We start from the raw sequence: 20,507 nt of genomic DNA, 5'->3' as shown, positions 1-20,507 counted from the left end.
CCCGGGCAAAAAGAAAAAAAGCCGGCGCGCGGGCCGGCTTCTTTTTACTGCGGGTACCGGCTTAGGACAGTTCGCCTTCAACCAGAACCGTGACGTCGACGACTACGTCGGCGTGCAGGGCGACCTGGATCGGGAACTCGCCAACCGACTTCAGCTGGCCGTTGGGCAGACGCACTTGCGCCTTTTCAACGCCTTCGAAACCGGCCTTCTTCAGCGCTTCAGCGATGTCGGCGTTGGTGACCGAGCCGAACAGACGGCCGTCAACACCAGCCTTCTGAACGATCTTCAGTTGGTAACCAGCGACGCGTTCGCCCAGAGCTTGGGAAGCGGCCAGCTTTTCAGCTTGAGCCTTTTCCAGCTCGGCGCGGCGGGCTTCGAATTCCTTCAGAGCGGCGTCGGTAGCACGACGGGCCTTGCGCTGGGGGATCAGGAAGTTGCGGGCGTAACCATCACGCACGCGCACGACTTCACCCAGGTTGCCCAGGTTGACGACTTTTTCGAGCAGAATAACTTGCATTTTCAGTGCCCCGGATTAGTTGTGGTTGTCGGTGTAAGGCAACAGAGCCAGGAAGCGCGCGCGCTTGATGGCGGTGTCCAGCTGGCGCTGGTAGATTGCCTTGGTGCCGGTCAGACGAGCCGGGATGATCTTGCCGTTTTCTTGCACGAAGTCGCGCAGGGTGTCCAGATCCTTGTAGTCGATCTCTTCGACGCCGGCTGCGGTGAAGCGGCAGAACTTACGACGCTTGAAGAGCGGGTTCTGCTGCGTGAATTTGCGTTTTTCTTTGCGTTTTCCGAAGAAAGCCATGATATGTGCCTCTATGTTTGAGGGGACTGGGCGGTTATCGATAACCGGGTCCAACTCCCCATAACCTATCCGTATTCAGAAGGCGCTTTCGCACCTGTTGCTCAACCCTTTCAAGCCACCTGCGGATCGCGTCCTGCGCTACCGCTGACCTTGCGTGCCTGCTGCAAATGCAGCTTGATCTTCACCGAGTCTTTGCGCGCGGGAGCCAAAAACCCCTGCACCAGCAATTCAGACCCTAAAGCGGTGTTCTTCAACAGCAACGCCAGATCGCCCAGTGCCACAGCCGTAATCGTCAATTCGACACGGCGCGGGTGGCCGGCTTCGATGACTTCCGACTCATGCGCCAGCACCATTTCCAGTGCAGGCAGTCCGGCGGGAGTGTGGCGCAAAGGCTCGCATTCGAGAACGCGGGCGCTGAGTTCCAGCTGATTCATCCTGCCAGGCACCGAGGGGACTTCATGGGATGAGCTCTGCGTGAGCCCTGCTTACTCGGCCTGAGCCGGGGCAGCTTCTGCCGAAGCCTTACGGGCTTCTTCACGCTCGACCGACTTCATCATGATCGAGGGCGTGGTCTGGGCTTTCTTGGTCTTGATGACCAGGTGGCGCAGAACGGCGTCGTTGTAGCGGAACGAGTGTTCCAGCTCATCCAGCGTGGCTTGGCCGCACTCGATGTTCAGGCAAACGTAGTGAGCCTTGACGAGCTTCTGGATCGGGTAGGCCAGTTGGCGGCGACCCCAGTCTTCCAGGCGGTGAACCGAGCCGCCTTGGCCCGTGACCAGCGCTTGGTAACGTTCGACCATGGCGGGCACTTGCTCGCTTTGGTCGGGGTGAACGATAAACACTACTTCGTAGTGACGCATGAGTAAAACTCCTTGAGAATGTCTCGCTGGCCTGGCGTCCCGAACCCGTGCTTTCCATCATGGGTTTTTGCAATACGCTTAAAAAGCAGTGCCGCGCTTTTCAGCGCTTCGCTTTTAAGCTCATTACATAGGATGCTCTAGGCCCGCAAGGGGCAGCCCGCTACCCAAAAACCATGGGCGGTCGAGCAAGAAAGCCCTCGATTATTACCGATTGAGTGTCAGGGCGCAAGCGAGCTGAGCGTCAGGAAATCAGGGACGGACTATTTTCGCCGCCCTGCCCCGCCGGCTGCGGCAGATCGGCAACACCGATTTCCTGGGGCCGGTTCACCACGCTGACCATCACATAGCTGATGATCATCAGCAGGAACCACGAGCCGAGCTTGGCAATCGACACCCATTGCCAGACATGCGTCTGGTTGGGATAGCGCCAGGCGTTGGCAAAGGTGCCGATGTTTTCGGCGAACCAGATGAACAAGGCCACCAGCACGAAGCCCAACAGCAAGGGCATGCGGCGATAAACGCGCCAGATCCGGAAATACACCCAGGTGCGCGCAAACAGCACCGCGGTCAGCGCGAACAGCACCCACCGGAAATCCATGATGAAGTGGTGCGCGAAGAAATTCACGTAGATCAGCACCGACAACGCCACCGTGGCAGCCATGGGGGGATGCGCGCGAAAACGGAAATCGAACAAGCGCCAGACACGGGCCAGGTAGCTGCCCACCGCGGCGTACATGAAGCCGGTAAAGAGCGGCACGCCGCCAATACGCAGCACGCTGGCTTCGGGGTAGATCCAGGAACCGGCCGCGGTCTTGAAGAGCTCCATGCCGGTGCCGACCACATGGAACATCAAAATCACGCGCGCTTCGCTCCAGGTTTCCATGCGCAGCGCCAGCAACAGGGCTTGAATGCCTAGCGCCGCAAGCGTCAGGAAATCGTAGCGGGCCAGCAGCGCATCCTTGGGATACCACCAGTGCGTGCCCAACAGCAGCGCGCACATCAGCCCGCCGAACAGGCAGGCCCAGGCTTGCTTGACGCCAAAGCGGAAAAATTCGTAGAGCGCCACGCCAAAACGGCCGCGGCCGGCCAAATGATTGGCCAGCCGCGATTCCCACGCTTGCAGCGCCGCGATAAGCGGCCAGTCACTGGCCGCCGGATGGCTCACGGAACGCTCAGCCTTCCACGACGGCGTAGGCCGAGTGGTTGTGGATCGATTCGAAGTTTTCGGCCTCGACGCGATAACGGGCGATGCCGGGATGCGCATTCAGGCGGGCAGCCACGTCACGCACCAAGTCTTCGACGAACTTGGGATTGTCGTAAGCGCGTTCGGTGACGTACTTTTCGTCGGGGCGCTTGAGCAGGCCCCACAGTTCGCACGACCCTTCCTCTTCGATCAGGCGGATCACGCCGTCCATGCTGATGTCGCCGTCCAGAATGGCCGACACCGTGACGTGCGAACGCTGGTTATGCGCGCCGTATTCCGAGATGGCCTTCGAGCACGGACAGAGGCTGGTGACGGGCACCTGCACGACCAGCTCAAATTCCACGCCATCATTCTGCGCGCGGGCGATCCACTGAACTTCGTAGTCCAGCAGGCTTTGCACGCCGGAAATCGGGGCTGACTTGTTGATGAAGTACGGGAAGGCGGCCGTGATGTCGCCGCGTTCGGCGTGCAGCAGCGGCAGCATGTCAGCGGCCATGGCGCGGAACAGGGCCGGCGTCATGGGGGTGCTGCGATACTTTTCCAGCAGCGCCACGAAGCGGGACATGTGCGTCCCCTTTTCTTCGGGCGGCAGCGCCACGGTCAGCGTCCAGTTGGCCACGGTGCCTTGGGGCGAGCCGTCGCCGCTTTCAATCAGCATGGGGTGGCGCACGCCACGGATGCCCACGCGCTGGATCGGGATGTGCCGGGTGTCCGCCGAACTCTGGACGTCGGGCATCACGATGGCGGGGTCGATCGGAGAATTCATTTCAGCGTACCTGTCTAGGCAATCAGTCGCTCGCGCTCGGCCTAGGAAACTTTGAGAGAGGGCCATTATCGCCCAAACCCCCGCCTGCGCCAGGGAAAACCCTTCTATTCGTAGGTTGGCGGGGCCGGAACAGTGTGTTTCAGATTCCGGACGAAAGCCGCGCCTTCGTCCGGGCTCGCGGTATGCGTTTACGCCAGCAGATCGGCATAGCGCGTGCGAATCGATTGCTCGATACCGGCGGCGTCCAAGCCCACGCCGGCCAACAGGGCCGACTGCTCGCCGTGGTCAATGAAGACATCCGGCAGGCCCAGTTGCAGCACCGGAATCTGTACGCCGGCGGCGCTCAGCACTTCCAGCACGGCGCTACCCGCCCCCCCCATGATGGAGGCGTCTTCAATCGTGACCAGCGCGTCGTGGCGGCTGGCCAGGTCCAGAATCAATTCGCGGTCGATGGGCTTCACGAAGCGCATGTCCGCCACCGTGGCGTCCAGCTTGCCGGCTGCGGCCAACGCTGGCTGCACCAGCGTGCCGAAGCCCAGGATGGCAATCTTCTTGCCCTCGCGGCGCACGATGCCGCGGCCAAGCTCAACGGTACCCAGGCCAGCGTCTTCCACCGCGCCACAGCCCGCACCGCGCGGATAGCGCACCGATGCCGGGCCCGGGTACTGATAACAGGTCGACAACAGCAAGCGCGTTTCGCTTTCGTCGGACGGCGTGGCGACGACCATGTTCGGCACGCAACGCAAGAAAGCGGTGTCGTAGTTACCGGCATGCGTGGCGCCGTCAGCGCCGACGATGCCCGCGCGGTCCAGCGCGAAAGTCACATCCAGGTTCTGCAGGGCGACGTCATGGATGAACTGGTCATAGCCGCGCTGCATGAACGTGGAGTAGATGGCAACGACGGGCTTCTGCGCTTCGCAGGCAACGCCCGCGGCGAACGTCACGGCGTGCTGCTCGGCGATGCCCACGTCGAAATAACGCAGCGGGAAACGCTTTTCAAATTCCACCAGGCCGCTGCCTTCGCGCATGGCGGGGGTGATGGCGACCAGGCGCGAATCCGCTTCAGCCATGTCGCACAGCCACTTGCCAAACACCTGCGTGAAGGTGCGCTTGCCGGGCGCCTTGGACTGCTGGATGCCGACGGCCGGGTCGAACTTGCCGGGGCCGTGATACAGCACCGGGTCGGCTTCGGCCAGCTTGTAGCCTTGGCCTTTCTTGGTCACCACATGCAGGAACTGCAAGCCTTGCAGCGCCTTCAGGTTTTGCAAGGTGGGCACCAGCGCGTCCAGGTCGTGGCCGTCGATGGGGCCGACGTAATTGAAGCCGAACTCTTCGAACAACGTAGCCGGCGTGACCATGCCCTTGGCGTGCTCTTCGAAGCGGCGAGCCAGTTCCAGCACCGGCGGCACGTGCTGCAGGACGGCGCGGCCCACGTTCTTGGCCGTAGCGTAGAAACGGCCCGACATCAGGCGCGCCAGGTAGCGGTTCAGCGCCCCCACCGGCGGCGAGATCGACATGTCGTTGTCGTTCAGGATCACCAGCAGATTGATGTTGGGCGTGACGCCCGCATTGTTCATGGCCTCGAACGCCATGCCGGCGGACATGGCGCCGTCGCCAATGATGGCGATGTGCTGGCGCTGCACGCCCGCATTGCGCGAGGCCACCGCCATGCCCAGCGCAGCCGAGATGGACGTTGACGAGTGCGCGGTGCCAAAGGCGTCGTATTCGGATTCGCTGCGCTTGGGAAAGCCCGAGATGCCGCCCTGCTGGCGCAGCTTGGCCATGCCGGCGCGGCGGCCCGTCAGGATCTTGTGCGGATAGGACTGGTGGCCCACGTCCCAGACGATGCGGTCATGCGGCGTGTCGAACACCTGATGCAAGGCCAGCGTGAGCTCGACCGTGCCCAGGTTGGACGACAGGTGCCCGCCCGTTTTGGATACCGACTCCAGCACGAAGCCGCGCAGCTCGTCAGCAAGCTTTTTCAGCTCGCGACGATCCAGGCGCTTGAGGTCTGCCGGGGATTGAATGCGGTCCAATAAATCAGTCGTCATGCTTTTATGGGGTTCGTTGGCCCGGCCTGGACTCAGGCCGGGCTAGTCACGGATCAGCGGTCTCGAAGGACGATGAAATCGGCCAGTTGCGCCAGGCGCAAGCCGGCGTCGCCCAGCGGTTCCAGCGCCGCCAGCGCGGCCACACGCAATTCTTCGGCAAACGCGCGCGCTTCGGACAGGCCCAGGAGCGACACGTATGTGGGCTTGTTCTCCGCCGCGTCCTTGCCCGGCGTCTTGCCCAGGCTGGCCGTATCGGCGGTGACGTCAAGAATATCGTCCACCACCTGGAACGCCAGACCCATGGCTTGCGCGTACGCGTCCAAGGCCTGACGCGAGGCCGAACTGGCGCCGGCCACGATGCCGCCCAGCGCAACGCTGCACGCGAGCATAGCGCCGGTCTTCATGCTGTGCATGGTCTGGAGTTCATCGCGCGACAGCGAATGGCCGACGCTGAGCAGGTCAATTGCCTGACCGCCCGCCATGCCCTGGCTGCCGGCGGCGCGCGCCAGCGATTGGGTGGCCTGCACGATCAGCGCGGGCGCAATCGGCATGGACGCCAACAGGTCAAACGCCAGCGGTTGCAAGGCGTCGCCCGCCAACATGGCGGTGGCTTCGTCGAATTGCACGTGCGTGGTGGGCCGGCCGCGGCGCAGCGTGTCGTCGTCCATGCAAGGCAGGTCGTCGTGCACCAGCGAATAGGCGTGAATCAGTTCCACCGCCGCCGCCGCACGGTCCAGAGAGGCCTCGATGGCCAGCACGCTGCCGCTGACGGGGCAGGCTTGCCCCGCGGCGTAAACCATGGCGGCGCGCACGCGCTTGCCACCGCCAAGCACGGCGTAGCGCATGGCTTCATGCAGACGGACGGGCAGCACATCCGCGGGGGGCATCAGGTCATCCAGCACGTCTTCGACATGCCGCACACGACCGTGCAACCACTCCGCGAAGGGGAGTTGAGTTTGCTTCATCGGATTCTTATTCGTCATCCAGCGCCGCCGGGTCCAGCGGGCGCAGCAGGTCGCCTTCCAGAACCTTGACCTGCTGTTCGGCCTGCGCCAGGCGTTCCTGGCAGACGCGCGTCAAGGCAACGCCGCGCCGGTAGGCAGTCAGCGATTGCTCAAGCGGCAACGAGCCGTCTTCCATGGCCGCAACCAACGATTCCAATTCGGCCAGGGCCGTTTCGAAATCCTGGGGCAAGGGACGGTCATCGATCTGCGGATCGGCTTGTGCGGGTGTGGCCAAACGGGTCTCCGAGGGCGCTAGGGGTGGATCAATTCGTGAATTGTACGAGATAGCCACGCCGGACCTTGATGCAGCGCAATGATCAGGTCGATGACCCCGCCAGTCCCGCAATGGCGGCCCGCAATGCCGGCCCCACGCGCGTGCGCAACTCGGCCTCGGGTAACAGGCTGGCGGGGCCGCCGCAGCTCATCACGAAGACCCCTTCGCCGGTAATGGAGGTGAACGGCACGGCGACGGCGTTGATGCCCGACTGCCACTCCCCCAGCGCGAAACAGCAGCCGGATTCTTGCAATTCCGCCCGCGCCCGCACGATGGCGTCGGCGGGCGGCGCGGCCGGGCCGAGCCTGGCCGTGACGTCATCGCAGGCGTCCGCCGGCAGGCTGGCCAGATACGCGCGCCCCATGGCGCTGTCCAGGCTGGCGCGATAGCCGACCGGCAGGCGCAGGTACAGCGCCGACGAGCCGTGGATGGCTTCCACATAGGTCATGGCGTCGCCATCGAATGCGCCCAGCGCCACCGCGCCCCCGGTGTCTCGCGCCAGGTCCGTCATGGACGACTTGGCCAGTTCGCGCACTTCCAGCCCGGCCAACAGGCCAAAGCCCAGCGCCAGCACGCCGTAGCCGGGCGAGTACTTGCCAGTGTCCGGGTGATAGCGCAGGTAGCCCAGCTCAGTCAGCGTGTACGTGATGCGGCTGATGGTGGGTTTGGGCAGGCCGGTCAGGCGCGCCAGATCCAGATTGCCCAGCGCGGTCACGCCATGGCGAAAGCAGCGCAAGACGTCCAGCCCGCGCGCAAGCGCGGTGATGAAGTCGGGCGAATTGGCGCCTTCGCCCACGCCAGCCGTGCGTTTGCGGCGGGCGGGCTGGCTGAGTTCCAACGTTTCGTCGGGCTTGGCGGCGGCGTGAATGACGCGCTTGGAGTCAGAAAAAGATTGCATTTCTATTCGCTTCGTTTTTATAGTTTATTCCGAATAACAAAACTAAATTCCATATAACGGAATTTAAATCATCCAAGGAGACCTGGCAAGTTGGCGCGATGCCCCCAAAGCACCGCAGCGCAACCAAGCCAGGCCCGGCGATCCACTCATGCACGCGATTTCAAGGGGAAAAACATGATTCGCACAGGCATCAAACTGCTGGCCACCGTATTGCTCAGCGCCGCCGCCTTGGGCGCGCAGGCCGACACCTACCCGGCCCGCCCGATCAAGGTCGTCTCGCCCTTCCCGGCGGGCGGCGCCACCGATGTGCTGACGCGCATCCTGGCCGAACGCATGGCCAAGACGCTGGGCCAGCCCATGATCGTCGAGAACAAGGCAGGCGCCGGCACGTCGATCGGCGCGGCATTCGTCTCGCGCGAGCAAGCGGACGGCTACACCATCCTGATGGCCACCAACTCCACGCTCGTCACGAACCGCTATCTGTATAAGGAACTGCCGTACGACCCGGACGCCTTCGCGCACATCGGCATGGTGGGCGTTGGCCCGCTGGTGCTGCTTTCCAGCCCCAAGCGCCCGTTCAACAGCACGCAGGACGTGGTCGCCTATGCCAAGCAGAACCCGGGCAAGCTGACCTTCGCCACGTTCGGCCCCGGCACCTCGTCGCATCTGGCGGGCGAACTGTTCAAGGAACGCGCCGGCATCGACATCCTGCACGTGCCCTTCAAGGGCGCAACCCAGGCCCTGCCCGCGCTGATCAGCGGCGACGTGGACCTGTTCTTCGACATGGTCGCCACCGGCATGCCGCAAGCGGACGCGGGCAAGGTCAAGGTGTTCGCCATCACCAGCCCCTCGCGCCTGGCCACGCTGCCCAAGCTGCAAACGCTGGCCGAAGAAGGCTACCCGGCCTTCGACATGACCGCCTGGTTCAGCTTCGTGGCACCCAAGGGCACGCCGGCCCCGGTACTGGAAAAGCTGCAAGCCGCGCTGACCGAAACGCTGAAGGATGAAGCCGTCAAAAAGCGCATGCTGGATATGGGGATCGACCCGCGTTCCGGCACGGCGGCTGAATTGGACAAGCAGATCAAGACCGAACAGCCCATCGTGTCGCAACTGATCAAACAGGCGAACATCGTTCTGCAATAAGCCCGCGGCGCGCTGCGCCATCGGGCAACCGGCAACCGGGCAAACGGTTTCGTGACAAATCGTTCGCGGCCTCGCCGGCCCGCGAGTTGGCGGCGTCCCACCGGGCACGCCGCCCTTTCCACCGACAGCGCCTTCACAGGCCCTGTCGGTTTTTTACGCCTTGCCTAACCGCTGGATACAGAAGACGGGCGTGGGTCGCTGCTATGGTGAAGCAGCGAAACACCCAGCGGGAACCCGATGCATCAGACCGAAGACCGATACGCCCGCCTGGACGCCGCCCGCTGGCTGGCGGCCGTGGCCGTCGTGCTGCTCCATAGCGCCGCGCTGATCGTCAGCGATCCGGCCGCGTATGGCGGCGGCGCGTGGCTGGCCGCCAATCTGTACGACTCGGCGGCGCGCTGGTGCGTGCCGGTTTTCGTCATGGTCAGCGGCGCCCTGCTGCTCGACCCCCACAAGCCCCAAGACGCCCGCCAGTTCTACAGCCGCCGCATGGCGCGCATCTGCGCCCCGCTGGTGTTCTGGACCCTGTTCTATCTGGCCTGGCGCACCGGGCTCGACTGGTGGGATGACGGCCGCGTCGATTTCTCGTTCTGGCCGCGCAAGGTGGCCCAAGGCGAACCGTATTACCACCTTTGGTATCTGTACATGATCGTGGGGCTGTACCTGTTCGCCCCGCTGGCCCGCCTGCTCTACGCACGCAGCACGCCGCGCGGCCGCGCGCTGTGGGTTGTGGGCATTCTGGGCGTGGCCATTCTGGATGCCCTGTACCGGCGCGCGCTCGGCGCGCCGCACGGTTTCTTCCTGACGTGGTTCCTGCCGTACCTGGGTTACTTCGTGGCCGGCCGCCTGATTTTTGATGGCGATATGCGCATCCCCCGCCCCGGCCTGATGCTTATGGCCAGCGTCGCCGCCACCGCTTTGGGCGTCAGCCTTATGTCCAATGGCCACGCCCTGGACACTTATTTCTACGACTACTTCAGCCTGACCGTGCCATTCATGTCACTGGCGGCCTTCCAATGGATCGTGTCCTCGCCCCGCCTGCCGCGCTTGACCGCCTTGGCGCCGCTGACCTTTGGCGTCTATCTGATCCACCCCGTCTTCCTGGACATCGCGCACCGCGCGGGCGCTTTCACAGGCGGCCAACGCGACGCCTGGATAGTGCCGCTGCTGACCCTGGCGGTCTTCGCACTATCGGCCGCCAGCAGCTGGCTGATGCGCCGCCACCCCGCCACCCGAAGGCTCGTCTGAAAGACCTACGCCGCAAAGGGTTGATTCGCCTTTGTGGCGGGGCCATCATGCCCCTCTGGATCTTCACCAAGCTTCACCGATCTTCACGGGCGTGGGGGAATCCCTTGGGGTACAATTCACGGCTTATTTGATCGGCCAGACACCGATTTTTCTTCGCGCCAGCACGGATGTAGCCAAGCTCGACGTTGAGCTCAAGCGTTTGCAACGATGGTTTGCAATCACGCTGGGCTTGAACAAAAGCGCTTGGCAGAGCTCAAACCGTCCTGGCTTTTTTATCCGAGCGGAGGGAATCATGACCGACATCGGTCGGATGGCACATGTCGTGCCAGCTCGCACCCAGCTACCCGTCAGCGCTTATTTTGACGAAGCCCTCTTTGCCCGCGAGCAAGAACTCATTTTCAAGCAATCCTCACAGTACGTCGGCCATCAGAAATTGGTGCCCGACATCGGGGATTGGCGGTCGTTGACCCAGGAAGGCGGAGGACGCGTGCTGGTTCGCAACCAGCAAGGCGTTGAACTCATCTCGAATGTCTGCCGTCATCGTCAGGCTTTGATGCTGGGCGGCGAAGCCGGCAACGTGACCGGCAACTGCAATACGCACGGCAATCTGAAGGCTACCGGCGGCAACATCGTTTGCCCGCTGCACCGTTGGACGTACAACAACCAAGGCGAGTTGTTGGGCGCGCCGCAGTTCGCCACCACGCCCTGCATGAATCTGCAGAAGTTCCGCCTGCGCGATTGCCACGGCCTGCTGTTCGAAGGCCCGCGCGATCCGGCCTCCGACATGGCCCCGCTGTTCTCGCGTCCGGAATTCAACTTCGGCGATTACGTGCTGGACCATGTTGAAGTGCATCAGTGCAACTACAACTGGAAGACGTTCATCGAGGTCTACCTCGAGGATTACCACGTGGGTCCGTTCCACCCGGGGCTGGGCCGCTTCGTCACGTGCGACGACCTGACCTGGGAATTCAACGACTGGTACAGCTTGCAGAAAGTGGGCGTGCACAATGCGCTGGCGCAGCCGGGTTCGGATGTGTACAAGCAATGGCACGACCGCCTCTTGTCGTTCCGCGATGGCGATGCACCGGACTTCGGCGCGGTCTGGGTCACGTACTTCCCGACCCACATGATCGAGCTCTATCCGCACGTGCTGGTGTTGTCCACGCTGTACCCGAAGAGCCCGCAGGAAACCATCAACGTAGTTGAGTTCTACTACCCCGAGGAAATCTCGGCGTTCGAACGCGAATTCGTTGAAGCCCAGCGCGCGGCTTACATGGAAACGGCCATCGAAGACGATGAAATCGCCGAACGCATGGACGCCGGCCGCAAGGCGCTGATGCTGCGCGGCGTGAACGAAACCGGCCCGTACCAATCACCCATGGAAGACGGCATGCAGCACTTCCACGAATGGTATCGGCGCATCATGCAAGACCTGTAATCCAGGCATTGCGGAAATAAAAAAAGGGCCTCGCAGAGACAAGCGAGGCCCTTTTGCTTGGGCAAGGCTAAACGGACGATCAGTTCCGGGGCTGGTCCGAATCACTTCCAGATCAGTTCCGGGTCACTTCCGGGTCACTTTCCAATCACGCCCGCCACCGTCCGTTCACCGATCGCCAGCCCCACCGTCATACCGACCCCGGAGTGCATCACGGCAACCGTCGTGGCCGCGTCCACCGGCATCACCGAAAACGGCGCCGGCCCGTGCGCGCCATACACGCCCTGCCAGCGTTCAATCACCCGCAGGCGCGCGCCCAATGCCTGCGACGCCAAGTCCAGCATGGCGTTGTCGACCGCCTCGTCGTTGAACGGGAACGCGTCCTGCCCATAACGATGCGAGTCACCGATGATCAGTTCGCCCGTGGGCGTGGGGCTGATCAGCAGATGGATGCCGTTTTCCAGCAGCATCGGCGTGCGGGCCTGGATCACGTCACGCAGCGTCTGCGCCGTGGGCAAATCCGAAAACGCACCGTAATGCACGCAGGACAAGCCCGTCAGCACGGGGCGGTCCAATGCGATGGGGTTCGTCTCGAACGCCGCGCGCAACATCTGCAAACGCGTGACTTCCAGGTTCAGCCGTGCGAAGCGTTCGGGCAGCAGGGTCAGGTAATCGTGACCCGGGCAGACGAACACGTGCTTGCCTTGGAATTCACCCGCGGTGGTGCCGACCAGGCCATTTTCCACCGCGCGCGCCAGCGTGCCGGTAATGAAAGTCACGCCCAACGATTCGGCCAGGTACGCCGTGATGGCGGGCAAGGCTTCGCGGGAATAGATTTGCAGGTCGTCATGGCCGCGCAGCGCCATGCAGTGATGCGCCAATTGCCCGCCGTACAGGCCTGCCACGTCACGCGCTGACAGCAGATCGGCGCGATAGCCTTCCTGCTTCAAACGCGTGTCCGCGAATTCCTGCAAGACAGCGGCTTCATCGGCATTGCGGGCCAGCACCAGTGCGCCATTGGCGCGCACATGAAAGCCCGCCTTGCCCGCCAGGTCCAGCCACAGTTCGCGGGCCTGCTGCGCGTGCGACAGCATCATGCCGGGCGCCTGGCCCGTCACGATGACCTGGCCGAAGTTGCGGATCGTGGCGCCGTGCGCCTGACGGCTGCGCTCGATCACCGCAACCGACAGGCCGCGCTTGGCGGCCGCCCAGGCGTGGGCGATGCCAAGCATGCCCGCGCCCACCACGATTACGTCATACGTTTTCATGGCTGGCCGCGCCTTACTTCTTCTTGGGTTCCGACTTGCCGTCGTAGCGCTTCGTCCACTCGGCGATGATGCGTTCGCGGTTCGTCGCGGCCCACACGAAGTCGTTCTTGATCATGCGCTTGGTCAGGTCAGCCGGCAGGTTGGGGTTGACCGTGGCGATGGACGGAATCGCCAGCACCGCGAAGTTGGCCTTGTACAGCTCGTTGGCTTCGCGGCTGGCCGAGAAGTCAGCCAGCTTGCGCGCGGCGTCCAGGTTCTTCGTGCCCTTCATGATGGCGGTGGCTTCCACTTCCCAGCCCAGACCTTCCGACGGGAACACGGCTTCAACCGGTGCGCCATCGGCCTTCAGCTTGGCCGCGCGGTAGTCGAACGACACGCCGATCGGGAACTCGCCCGCGGCCGCCATGTTGCAAGGCTTCGAACCCGAGTGCGTGTACGAACCGATGTTCTTGTGCAGGGCGTCCATATAGGCCCAGCCCTTTTCTTCACCAAAGATTTGCAGCCAGGCGCTGACGTCCAGGAAGCCCGTGCCGGACGAAGCCGGGTTCGGCATGACGATCTTGCCGGCGTAGACCGGCTTGGTCAGGTCTTGCCACGACGTGGGCTTGGGCAGCTTTTGCTTTTCGGCTTCGATGGTGTTGAAGCAGATGGCGGCGGCGTAGCCGTCCATGCCCACCCAAGACGGCTCGGCCTTGGCGTCGCGCATGTTGGCGGCGATCTGGTCCAGGCCCTTGGGGGCGTAGGGTTGCAGCATGCCTTCCTTGTCCATCAGGCCCAGCGCCGTGCCGGCCAGGCCCCAGATCACGTCGGCCTTGGGGTTGCTTTTTTCGGCCAGCAGCTTGGCGGCGATGATGCCGGTGGAATCACGCACCCACTGGATCTTGATGTCGGGGTTGGCCTTTTCGAATGCGGCTTGGTAGACCTTGATCTGGTCGGCTTCGAGCGCGGTGTAGACCGTCAGCGTGGTCTCGGCGGAGGCGGCGCCCATCACGCCCGTCAGGGCGGCGGCCAGTGCAAGCAGCTTGTAGCGATTCATGTGGAACTCCGTAGATGAGCGGAAAAATTGCGCAAAAAAAGGGTGAAGGTCGCCCCCACTGCCGGCGGCTGCCGGCTGCGGTGCAAGGTAAAAACAGAAAGGGAAACAGCGTCCGGCGAGGCCGGAAGAAAGCGCTAACTCAGGGTCGTTGGCCTCGTGCCAGACGGGCTTCGATGTCGATGATGACGGCCGGCAGATCGGCCACCGTGTCGATCAGGTAATGCGGCGCAGCGGATGACAGCTCGCGGCTGGCGTCGGCGCGCACCCGATCACGGCCGGCCTCGTCCAGGCTCAGGTATTCGTCCAGCGTCAGGCCGGCGGCGTTGCCCGACAACAGCAAGCCCACCGACCACATGCCGGCGCGGCGGCCTTCTTCAATGCCGGGCGCGGTGTCGTCCACCTTGATGCAGGCGGCCACATCGGACAGCCCGAGTTCGACCACGTTCTTCAGCGCCATGGCGGGTGCGGGGCGCGCGCGCGGCACGTCGTCGCTGGCCACGATGCAATCGGGTTCCAGGCCTTCAGAGGCGGCGCGTTCAACCACGCGGCGCATCACGCTGTCCGGGTAGCCCGAGCACGAACCAATCTTCAAGCCCTTCTGGCGCAGCGCGCGCAGCAGCTCGGCCGCGCCGGGGATGGCCGCCGAATACTGCGCAACCTTCTCCATCTGCATCGGCAGAAAGCGTTCGTAGATGGCGGTCACGTCGTCGTCGGTGGGCAGGCGGCCAAACTGGGCCTGGTACTGGCTGGCGATGGCGGGCTGGTCGCAAAGCGCACGGATGTGATCCCACTTGCCCATGCCCATCGGGCCGCGGGCCTCTTTCAGCGACACCTCCATGCCGAACTGCGAAAACGCATCCACGAACACCTTGGTGGGGGCAAACGAACCGAAGTCGACCAGCGTGCCGGCCCAGTCGAAGATCACGGCTTCCAGCTGCACGGGCAAGGAAGAAACAGTCATGAGGGTCATCCTAGAAATAAGCGTTCAAAGAGCCACGGGACGGCGCCAGGCCTGGCTGCGCGCCACCAGCGCACGGCTGGCCAGATGCAACACCAGAGCCGCCGTGGCGGAACTGGCCATGATTACCGTGCACATGGCGGCGGCCGGGCCGATGAAGCCAGCGTCGTCCATGTTAAGCACGGCAACGGCGGCCAGCACCGTGGACGGGCTGTACAGGAACACCACGGCCGACACGGTCGTCATGGCGGAAACAAACAGGTAGCGGGCGACATCCAGCGCGGCGGGCAGGCACATCGGCAAAGTCACGCGCAGGAACGTCGTCATGCGCGGCACCTTCAGCGACGCGGATGCCGCTTCGAATTCCGGGTCCAGCGCGTTCAGCGCGGTGGCGGCCGTCAGATGCGCGCTGGTGTAGAAGTGGACAACCGTGCACAAGATCAGCAGCGGCATGGTTCCGTACAACATGTTCAGCGGATTCATCAGGCTGTTGAAGAAGAAGATGTAGCCCAGGCCCAGCACCAGGCCAGGCACGGCCATCGGCATCAACGCCAGCATGCTGACCACGCCGCGCAAACCGCGCGCCACCTGGCCGCGCGCCGGCACCTTTTCCATCATCCAGGCGCCCACGAAAACCACGGCCGTGCCGATCAGGGCCGTGCAAAACGCCAGCTGCAAGCTGTTGCGCCAGGCCAGCCAGCCGCCGCCGTCCATGTTGTCGAAGTCGTAGGACCGCAGCGACATCGACAGGTTGTACGGCCACATCTTCACGAAGGACGCCCAGACGGCCACGCCGATGATCAGCAGCAGGAAGGCGGCCATCACGCCCGCCAGCGCCAGGAATGCAGCGTCACGGCGGCGGTTCTGGCCCGCCGCGTAGGCTTGGGCGCGGCCGCTCATCTGGGCGCCTTGACGGGCACGCAGGCGGCGGTCCAGCACGAAGGTCAGCAAGGCCGGCAGCAGCAGCAAGATGCCGATCGCCGCGCCCTTGGGGAAGTTCTGTTGGCCGACCACCGCTTTGTAGGCTTCCATGGCCAGCACGTTGTAGTCACCGCCCACCACCTTGGGTACGCCGAAATCAGTGACCGTCAACGTGAACACCACGCAGCAGGCCGAGAACACGGCATAACGCGTGCCGGGCAAGGTGACGGTCATGAAGGTGCGCCACGGCCCTGCGCCCATGGCGCGCGCCGCGTCGTACAGGCGCCCATCGGCCAGCGTCAGGCCGGTCAGCAGAATCATCAGCGCGTGCGGGAAGGTGTAGAACGCCTCGCCCACGACGATGCCCCAGAATCCGTAGATGGTGGCGCCGCCCGTCAGCCCCTTGAGCAGGCCCTGGTTGCCTAACAGGTAGACCAGTGCAATGCCAGGCAACAGCGACGGGGCCAGCAGCGGCAGCAAGGCGATGGTGCGCAAGAGGCCCTTGCCCGGCAGACGCGTACGCGTCAGGCCGTAGGCAAACGCGTAAGCGCAAGGCACGACCAGCAGCATGGTCACGATGCCTACCGTCAGGCTGCGCCCGACCATCGGCAGAAAGCCTTCAGCGCCGATGATGCTGCCGACGACCGACAAGCCCGCCCAGGCGCCGTCGTTATCCGTCACGGACTTGGCCAGGATGGCGATCAACGGCAGCGCCAGAAACAGCACCAGAAACAAGACCAGCGCGCCCTGCCCCATCGTCAAACCCAGCGCGCCGATCCAGGCGGGCATGGGACGGCGGCCCAAGGCCAGCGCGGGACTGTTGGCTGGCGTTTTAGCGGACACGGGGGGCGGCATTGCTGCCGGCATTCCCGCCGGCATGGCCGCAGACACAGTGGCAGCGGCCATCGGCGCGGAGGGGGTCTCAGCCACGGAAGGCGAACCGGTCATGACGGGCTCAAGCGTAGGCGCGAATCGCATGGCGCGGCAGCTCCACCCAGCAACGGCTGGCAGCGTGAGGGCCCAACAGGGCGTCTCCGATTTCGGGGGACACGATGGAATGCACGGTGGACCCGGGCACCCCTTCCAGCCGCAAGGCCAGGCGGTAACCGCGGCCCAGGAACACGCCGTCCAGCACATCGGCCAACATCGAATTGGGTTCTTCCGGGCGCGCCATGGTGACGCGCACCGCTTCGGGGCGCACAAACAGCTTGCCCGACTGGCCGCCCAACGCCTCGTCCACCGCCAGTTCCTGACGGCCGACGCGCGCTCGGTGAGCATCAACGCGTTCGAACGGCAGCCAGTTCGCTTCACCCACGAAGTCGGCAATGAAGGCCGAGCCCGGCTGACGATACAGTTCGCGCGGCGTGCCGTACTGTTCAATGACGCCGCCATTCATGACGGCGATGCGGTCGGCCATCACCATGGCCTCTTCCTGATCATGCGTCACCATCAGCGTCGTAATGGACAACCGCTTTTGCAACGCACGCAGCTCGATGCGCAGATGTTCACGCACGCGGGCGTCCAGCGCCGACATCGGTTCGTCCAGCAACAGCAATGAGGGCGACGGGGCCAGCGCGCGCGCCAGGGCCACGCGCTGCTGCTGGCCGCCCGAGATCTGTCCCGGATATTTATCCGCCGCGCCCGCCAGGCCAACCAGCGTCAGCATTTCCTCGACCCGGCTGGCGACATGCTTGCGATGCGCGCGCTTGCCGCTCAGGCCGTACGCCACGTTCTGCGCCACGGTCAGGTTGGGAAACAGCGCATAGGACTGGAACAGGATGCCGTAGTCGCGCTCTTGCGGTTCGGCGTAAGAAATATCGCGGCCCGACAGCACGATCGCGCCGCTGTCCTGGCGCTCCAGCCCGGCAATGGCGCGCAAGAGCGTCGTCTTGCCGCACCCGGACGGGCCCAGCAGGCACACCAGCTCTCCGGCGCGGATATCCAGCGAGACGTCCGCCAGCGCCGTGTGGCTGCCGAATCGTTTCACTAAATTTCGTACTGAGAGAAAGGCGCTATCGGGTTGGGGCATGGTGCCTCCGGTCTGGGAACGAAGGCAGTATGGAAGGCGCGTATTGAGCGTTTATGACACTTCGCGCAAATGCAGTAATAAAAACATCAAATTATTTTGGTGTACTGGCGGTCTTGCGCATTGCGTCCCTTTCCCGCCCTCACCATCGTGCTTGTCGCCGAACTCAAATCCTTCTACGCCGTGGCTCGCTGCGGCACCGTCACCAAAGCCGCCGCCCAACTGGGTGTCAGCCAACCCACGGTGACGGGGCAACTGCGCCAGCTGGAGTCGCGTTACGGCGTTGAACTGTTCCACCGGCAAGGCCGCGGCATGCGGCTGTCTGACGCCGGCCACAGCCTGATGCCCATGGTGGAAAAGCTGGTGCAGCAGGAAACCGAAATCGATTTCCGGCTGCGCGACGCGAGCGACCTGCGTGAAGGCAACCTGCGCATTGGCGCAACAGGCCCCTTCTACATCATGGATACCGTGCGCCGGTACAACCAGCGCTATCCGGGCATCGACCTGACGGTGACCATCGGCAATTCGCAGTCGATGCTGCAAGCGCTGCACGACTACCGCATCGAGATTGCCACGTCTTCTTTTCTGATGGATGACAAGCATCTGTACCGCCGGATGATTGCCGCCGACCCGATCCGCGTTGTCACCCACCGCGACCATCCGCTGGCGCGGCGCGGCAAGGTGCGTCTGGCCGATCTGGCCGACCATGCGGTGCTGCTGCGCGAACCCGGCTCCATGACGCGTCAGCTGACCGAAGACGCGCTGGCGCAGGCCGGCGTCACAGTGCGCCGCACGCTGGAGATCGGCAGCCGCGAATCGATCCGGCAAGCCATTCTTTGCGACCTGGGGATCAGCCTGATCCCGTCGCGTGAAATCCCGTCCCATCCGGATCTGGCGGCCCTGGATATCCAGGGGGCCGAGATCATGATGAACGAATACCTGTACTGCCTGCGCGAGCGCCAACCGGTGCAATTGATCGCGCGCTTTCTGGAGATGGCGCCGGCAGCCGGCTGACCGTCAACGGTCACTGCCCGCCCCCTCCCCCTTGCGGCCACTCAGGAGACAACCATGGCCTTGACCTTGCAAGACATCGAGCAGATTTTCCTGGAACGGGGGCACCGTTCCTATCACGGCGAGTCCGTGAGCCATTTGCGGCATGCGCTGCAAACGGCATCGCTGGCCGAACGCAATGGCGCAAACGCGCAACTGATCACGGCCTGCCTGTTGCATGACCTGGGCCACCTGATTGCGGACCGGCCCGGCACGCCCACGCTGCGCGGCATCGACGACAAGCATCAATATTTCGTGCTGCCTTTCCTGCGCGGGCTGTTCAGTTCGGCTGTGCTGGACCCCATCCGGCTCCATGTTGAAGCCAAGCGCTATCTTTGCTACGTGGAGCCGCAATATGAAGCGTCGCTCTCGGAGGACTCCAAGCGCAGCCTGGCGCTGCAAGGGGGCAGTTTCGATGCGGGCCAGGCGGTKGATTTCGCCAGCATGCCGGGTGCGCCGGATGCGATTCGTCTAAGGCGTTGGGACGATATGGCCAAGGTGCCGGGGCTGGCGACGCCGCCCCTGGACCATTTCCTGGAGATCGCCGAAAGCGTCTCCGGGCGGGTCAAGCTGGCGGCGATCTGGTGATGCGCGGCTAGGGCGCGGCGGCGCTAGCTGAAGCCCGCGGCGGCCTCTGCCCTGGCTCGTCGGCTGCCTTGGCCCGGCAGCCTCCTACTTCAGCCCTTGGCCACCGGGCGGGATGGGTCGCTGCACCACTCGCTCCACGAGCCCGGGTACAGGCGCGATCCGGACAAGCCCGCGATCTCCATGGACAGCAGGTTGTGGCAGGCAGTAATGCCCGAGCCGCACTGATGGACAATTGCTGCCGGGTCGCGCCCTGCCAGCAGGCCCGAGAATTCGGTGCGCAATTGCTCGGCGGATTTGAAGCGGCCGTCGGCTTGCAGGTTCTCGCCGTTGGGGCGGTTCAGGGCGCCGGGGATGTGGCCGGCCACCGGGTCCATCGGCTCGACCTCGCCGCGATAGCGGTTGGCGGCGCGTGCATCGATCACGGTGAAGGACGGCTGGGCGATGTTGTCCAGCACGGCGCGGGCGTCGACGGCACCCGCGAGCGATGCGCCGGGTTCCACCGGTTGCCCCGCCTTGACTGCCGGCGCGGCCTCGGTCGTGGTCGGCAGACCCGCAGCCACCCAGGCTTGCCAGCCGCCATCCAGCACCACTACGCGCTCATGGCCCAGCCAGCGCAACATCCACCACAAGTGCGCGCCGTACATGCCGCCGCTGGCGTCATACGCCACCACCAGCGTTTGCGGCGTGACGCCGTGCGCGGCCATCAAGGCGCCGAATTCGGCGCGCGACGGCAGCGGATGGCGTCCGTTCTTGCCGGTGCGCGGCGCGGCCAGCTCGGTTTCGTGATCCAGATAACGCGCGCCGGGAAGGTGGCCGGCGTCATAAGCCTGGCGGCCCGCGGCGTGGTTGGTCAGGTCATGGCGCACATCGAAGATGCGCACGTCAGGCGCATCGCTCGCGCCCAGGCGTGCGGCCAGGTCGGCGGCGGAAATCAGTGTCATCGTCATTCGGGGTGCTCCTGATCGAAAAGAG

The 20,507-nt window shown here is 64.1% G+C and carries 21 protein-coding genes; 5 read left to right on the top strand and 16 right to left on the bottom strand.

Going from position 1 to position 20,507, the window contains the following annotated elements:
- Positions 1-61: 61 nt before the first annotated feature.
- The 10 genes from rplI to AC1DB0_RS06560 all read right to left on the bottom strand — a co-directional run bounded on the left by rplI (position 62) and on the right by AC1DB0_RS06560 (position 7,862).
- The gene (rplI, locus tag AC1DB0_RS06605) at positions 62-517 is read right to left on the bottom strand and encodes a 50S ribosomal protein L9 (protein WP_054423552.1); all 456 of its coding nucleotides are present in this window, start codon (positions 515-517) and stop codon (positions 62-64) included.
- 15 nt (positions 518-532) lie between these two features.
- Positions 533-805 (bottom strand): 30S ribosomal protein S18, encoded by a 273-nt coding sequence (rpsR, locus tag AC1DB0_RS06600; RefSeq protein WP_006218308.1) that lies wholly within the window; start codon positions 803-805, stop codon positions 533-535.
- 110 nt (positions 806-915) lie between these two features.
- Complete coding sequence (gene priB / locus AC1DB0_RS06595) at positions 916-1,239, bottom strand: primosomal replication protein N (protein ID WP_054423554.1); 324 nt, start codon at positions 1,237-1,239, stop codon at positions 916-918.
- A gap of 51 nt (positions 1,240-1,290) precedes the next feature.
- Positions 1,291-1,665, bottom strand: coding sequence for a 30S ribosomal protein S6 (gene rpsF, locus AC1DB0_RS06590; protein ID WP_054423556.1), 375 nt, complete (start codon positions 1,663-1,665; stop codon positions 1,291-1,293).
- Between the two features lie 241 nt (positions 1,666-1,906).
- Positions 1,907-2,830 carry a DUF817 domain-containing protein gene (locus AC1DB0_RS06585; protein WP_476757635.1) on the bottom strand — a complete coding sequence of 308 codons (924 nt, stop codon included), beginning with the start codon at positions 2,828-2,830 and terminating at the stop codon, positions 1,907-1,909.
- A 7-nt stretch (positions 2,831-2,837) separates the two neighbouring features.
- Positions 2,838-3,635, bottom strand: a complete 798-nt coding sequence (gene folE2 / locus AC1DB0_RS06580) for a GTP cyclohydrolase FolE2 (protein WP_054423559.1) — start codon at positions 3,633-3,635, stop codon at positions 2,838-2,840.
- A 188-nt stretch (positions 3,636-3,823) separates the two neighbouring features.
- Positions 3,824-5,686, bottom strand: coding sequence for a 1-deoxy-D-xylulose-5-phosphate synthase (dxs, locus tag AC1DB0_RS06575; RefSeq protein WP_476757636.1), 1,863 nt, complete (start codon positions 5,684-5,686; stop codon positions 3,824-3,826).
- A gap of 53 nt (positions 5,687-5,739) precedes the next feature.
- Positions 5,740-6,651 carry a polyprenyl synthetase family protein gene (locus AC1DB0_RS06570; RefSeq protein WP_054424643.1) on the bottom strand — a complete coding sequence of 304 codons (912 nt, stop codon included), beginning with the start codon at positions 6,649-6,651 and terminating at the stop codon, positions 5,740-5,742.
- 7 nt (positions 6,652-6,658) lie between these two features.
- The gene (locus tag AC1DB0_RS06565) at positions 6,659-6,925 is read right to left on the bottom strand and encodes an exodeoxyribonuclease VII small subunit (RefSeq protein ID WP_054423561.1); all 267 of its coding nucleotides are present in this window, start codon (positions 6,923-6,925) and stop codon (positions 6,659-6,661) included.
- Positions 6,926-7,007: 82 nt separating this feature from the next.
- Positions 7,008-7,862, bottom strand: coding sequence for an IclR family transcriptional regulator (locus AC1DB0_RS06560; RefSeq protein ID WP_476757637.1), 855 nt, complete (start codon positions 7,860-7,862; stop codon positions 7,008-7,010).
- A gap of 174 nt (positions 7,863-8,036) precedes the next feature.
- Here AC1DB0_RS06560 and AC1DB0_RS06555 point away from each other — a divergent pair, with 174 nt between their 5' ends.
- The 3 genes from AC1DB0_RS06555 (at position 8,037) to AC1DB0_RS06545 (ending at position 11,691) form a co-directional block, all read left to right on the top strand.
- Complete coding sequence (locus tag AC1DB0_RS06555) at positions 8,037-9,005, top strand: Bug family tripartite tricarboxylate transporter substrate binding protein (RefSeq protein WP_054423569.1); 969 nt, start codon at positions 8,037-8,039, stop codon at positions 9,003-9,005.
- 237 nt (positions 9,006-9,242) lie between these two features.
- Complete coding sequence (locus AC1DB0_RS06550) at positions 9,243-10,253, top strand: acyltransferase (protein ID WP_346552357.1); 1,011 nt, start codon at positions 9,243-9,245, stop codon at positions 10,251-10,253.
- A gap of 292 nt (positions 10,254-10,545) precedes the next feature.
- Positions 10,546-11,691, top strand: coding sequence for an aromatic ring-hydroxylating oxygenase subunit alpha (locus AC1DB0_RS06545; RefSeq protein WP_054423573.1), 1,146 nt, complete (start codon positions 10,546-10,548; stop codon positions 11,689-11,691).
- A 134-nt stretch (positions 11,692-11,825) separates the two neighbouring features.
- Here the strand turns inward: AC1DB0_RS06545 and AC1DB0_RS06540 are convergent, their stop codons facing one another.
- The 5 genes from AC1DB0_RS06540 to AC1DB0_RS06520 all read right to left on the bottom strand — a co-directional run bounded on the left by AC1DB0_RS06540 (position 11,826) and on the right by AC1DB0_RS06520 (position 17,900).
- The gene (locus tag AC1DB0_RS06540; protein ID WP_447577318.1) at positions 11,826-12,956 is read right to left on the bottom strand and encodes a TIGR03364 family FAD-dependent oxidoreductase; all 1,131 of its coding nucleotides are present in this window, start codon (positions 12,954-12,956) and stop codon (positions 11,826-11,828) included.
- Between the two features lie 13 nt (positions 12,957-12,969).
- Positions 12,970-13,992, bottom strand: coding sequence for a putative 2-aminoethylphosphonate ABC transporter substrate-binding protein (locus AC1DB0_RS06535; protein WP_054423577.1), 1,023 nt, complete (start codon positions 13,990-13,992; stop codon positions 12,970-12,972).
- A gap of 139 nt (positions 13,993-14,131) precedes the next feature.
- Complete coding sequence (phnX, locus tag AC1DB0_RS06530; RefSeq protein WP_175169701.1) at positions 14,132-14,962, bottom strand: phosphonoacetaldehyde hydrolase; 831 nt, start codon at positions 14,960-14,962, stop codon at positions 14,132-14,134.
- A 15-nt stretch (positions 14,963-14,977) separates the two neighbouring features.
- Positions 14,978-16,726 (bottom strand): putative 2-aminoethylphosphonate ABC transporter permease subunit, encoded by a 1,749-nt coding sequence (locus AC1DB0_RS06525; protein ID WP_476757915.1) that lies wholly within the window; start codon positions 16,724-16,726, stop codon positions 14,978-14,980.
- Positions 16,727-16,826: 100 nt separating this feature from the next.
- Positions 16,827-17,900, bottom strand: a complete 1,074-nt coding sequence (locus AC1DB0_RS06520; protein ID WP_054423584.1) for a putative 2-aminoethylphosphonate ABC transporter ATP-binding protein — start codon at positions 17,898-17,900, stop codon at positions 16,827-16,829.
- A gap of 147 nt (positions 17,901-18,047) precedes the next feature.
- On the opposite strand from AC1DB0_RS06520, the gene AC1DB0_RS06515 reads away from it, so the two are divergent.
- Positions 18,048-18,911 carry a LysR family transcriptional regulator gene (locus AC1DB0_RS06515; protein WP_054424647.1) on the top strand — a complete coding sequence of 288 codons (864 nt, stop codon included), beginning with the start codon at positions 18,048-18,050 and terminating at the stop codon, positions 18,909-18,911.
- A 54-nt stretch (positions 18,912-18,965) separates the two neighbouring features.
- A complete protein-coding gene (locus AC1DB0_RS06510) occupies positions 18,966-19,535 on the top strand; it encodes a phosphonate degradation HD-domain oxygenase (RefSeq protein ID WP_054423586.1) in 570 nt (189 codons plus the stop codon).
- An 89-nt stretch (positions 19,536-19,624) separates the two neighbouring features.
- On the opposite strand, the gene AC1DB0_RS06505 is transcribed toward AC1DB0_RS06510, so the two are convergent.
- Entirely contained in the window at positions 19,625-20,482 is an 858-nt protein-coding gene (locus AC1DB0_RS06505; protein WP_175169700.1) for a sulfurtransferase, read from the bottom strand.
- Between the last annotated feature and the right edge of the window lie 25 nt (positions 20,483-20,507).

The organism is Achromobacter sp. 10T422 (assembly GCF_056394065.1).
Note: the sequence above shows the minus strand (reverse complement) of the source record. Positions and strands in the feature narration are given on the sequence as shown.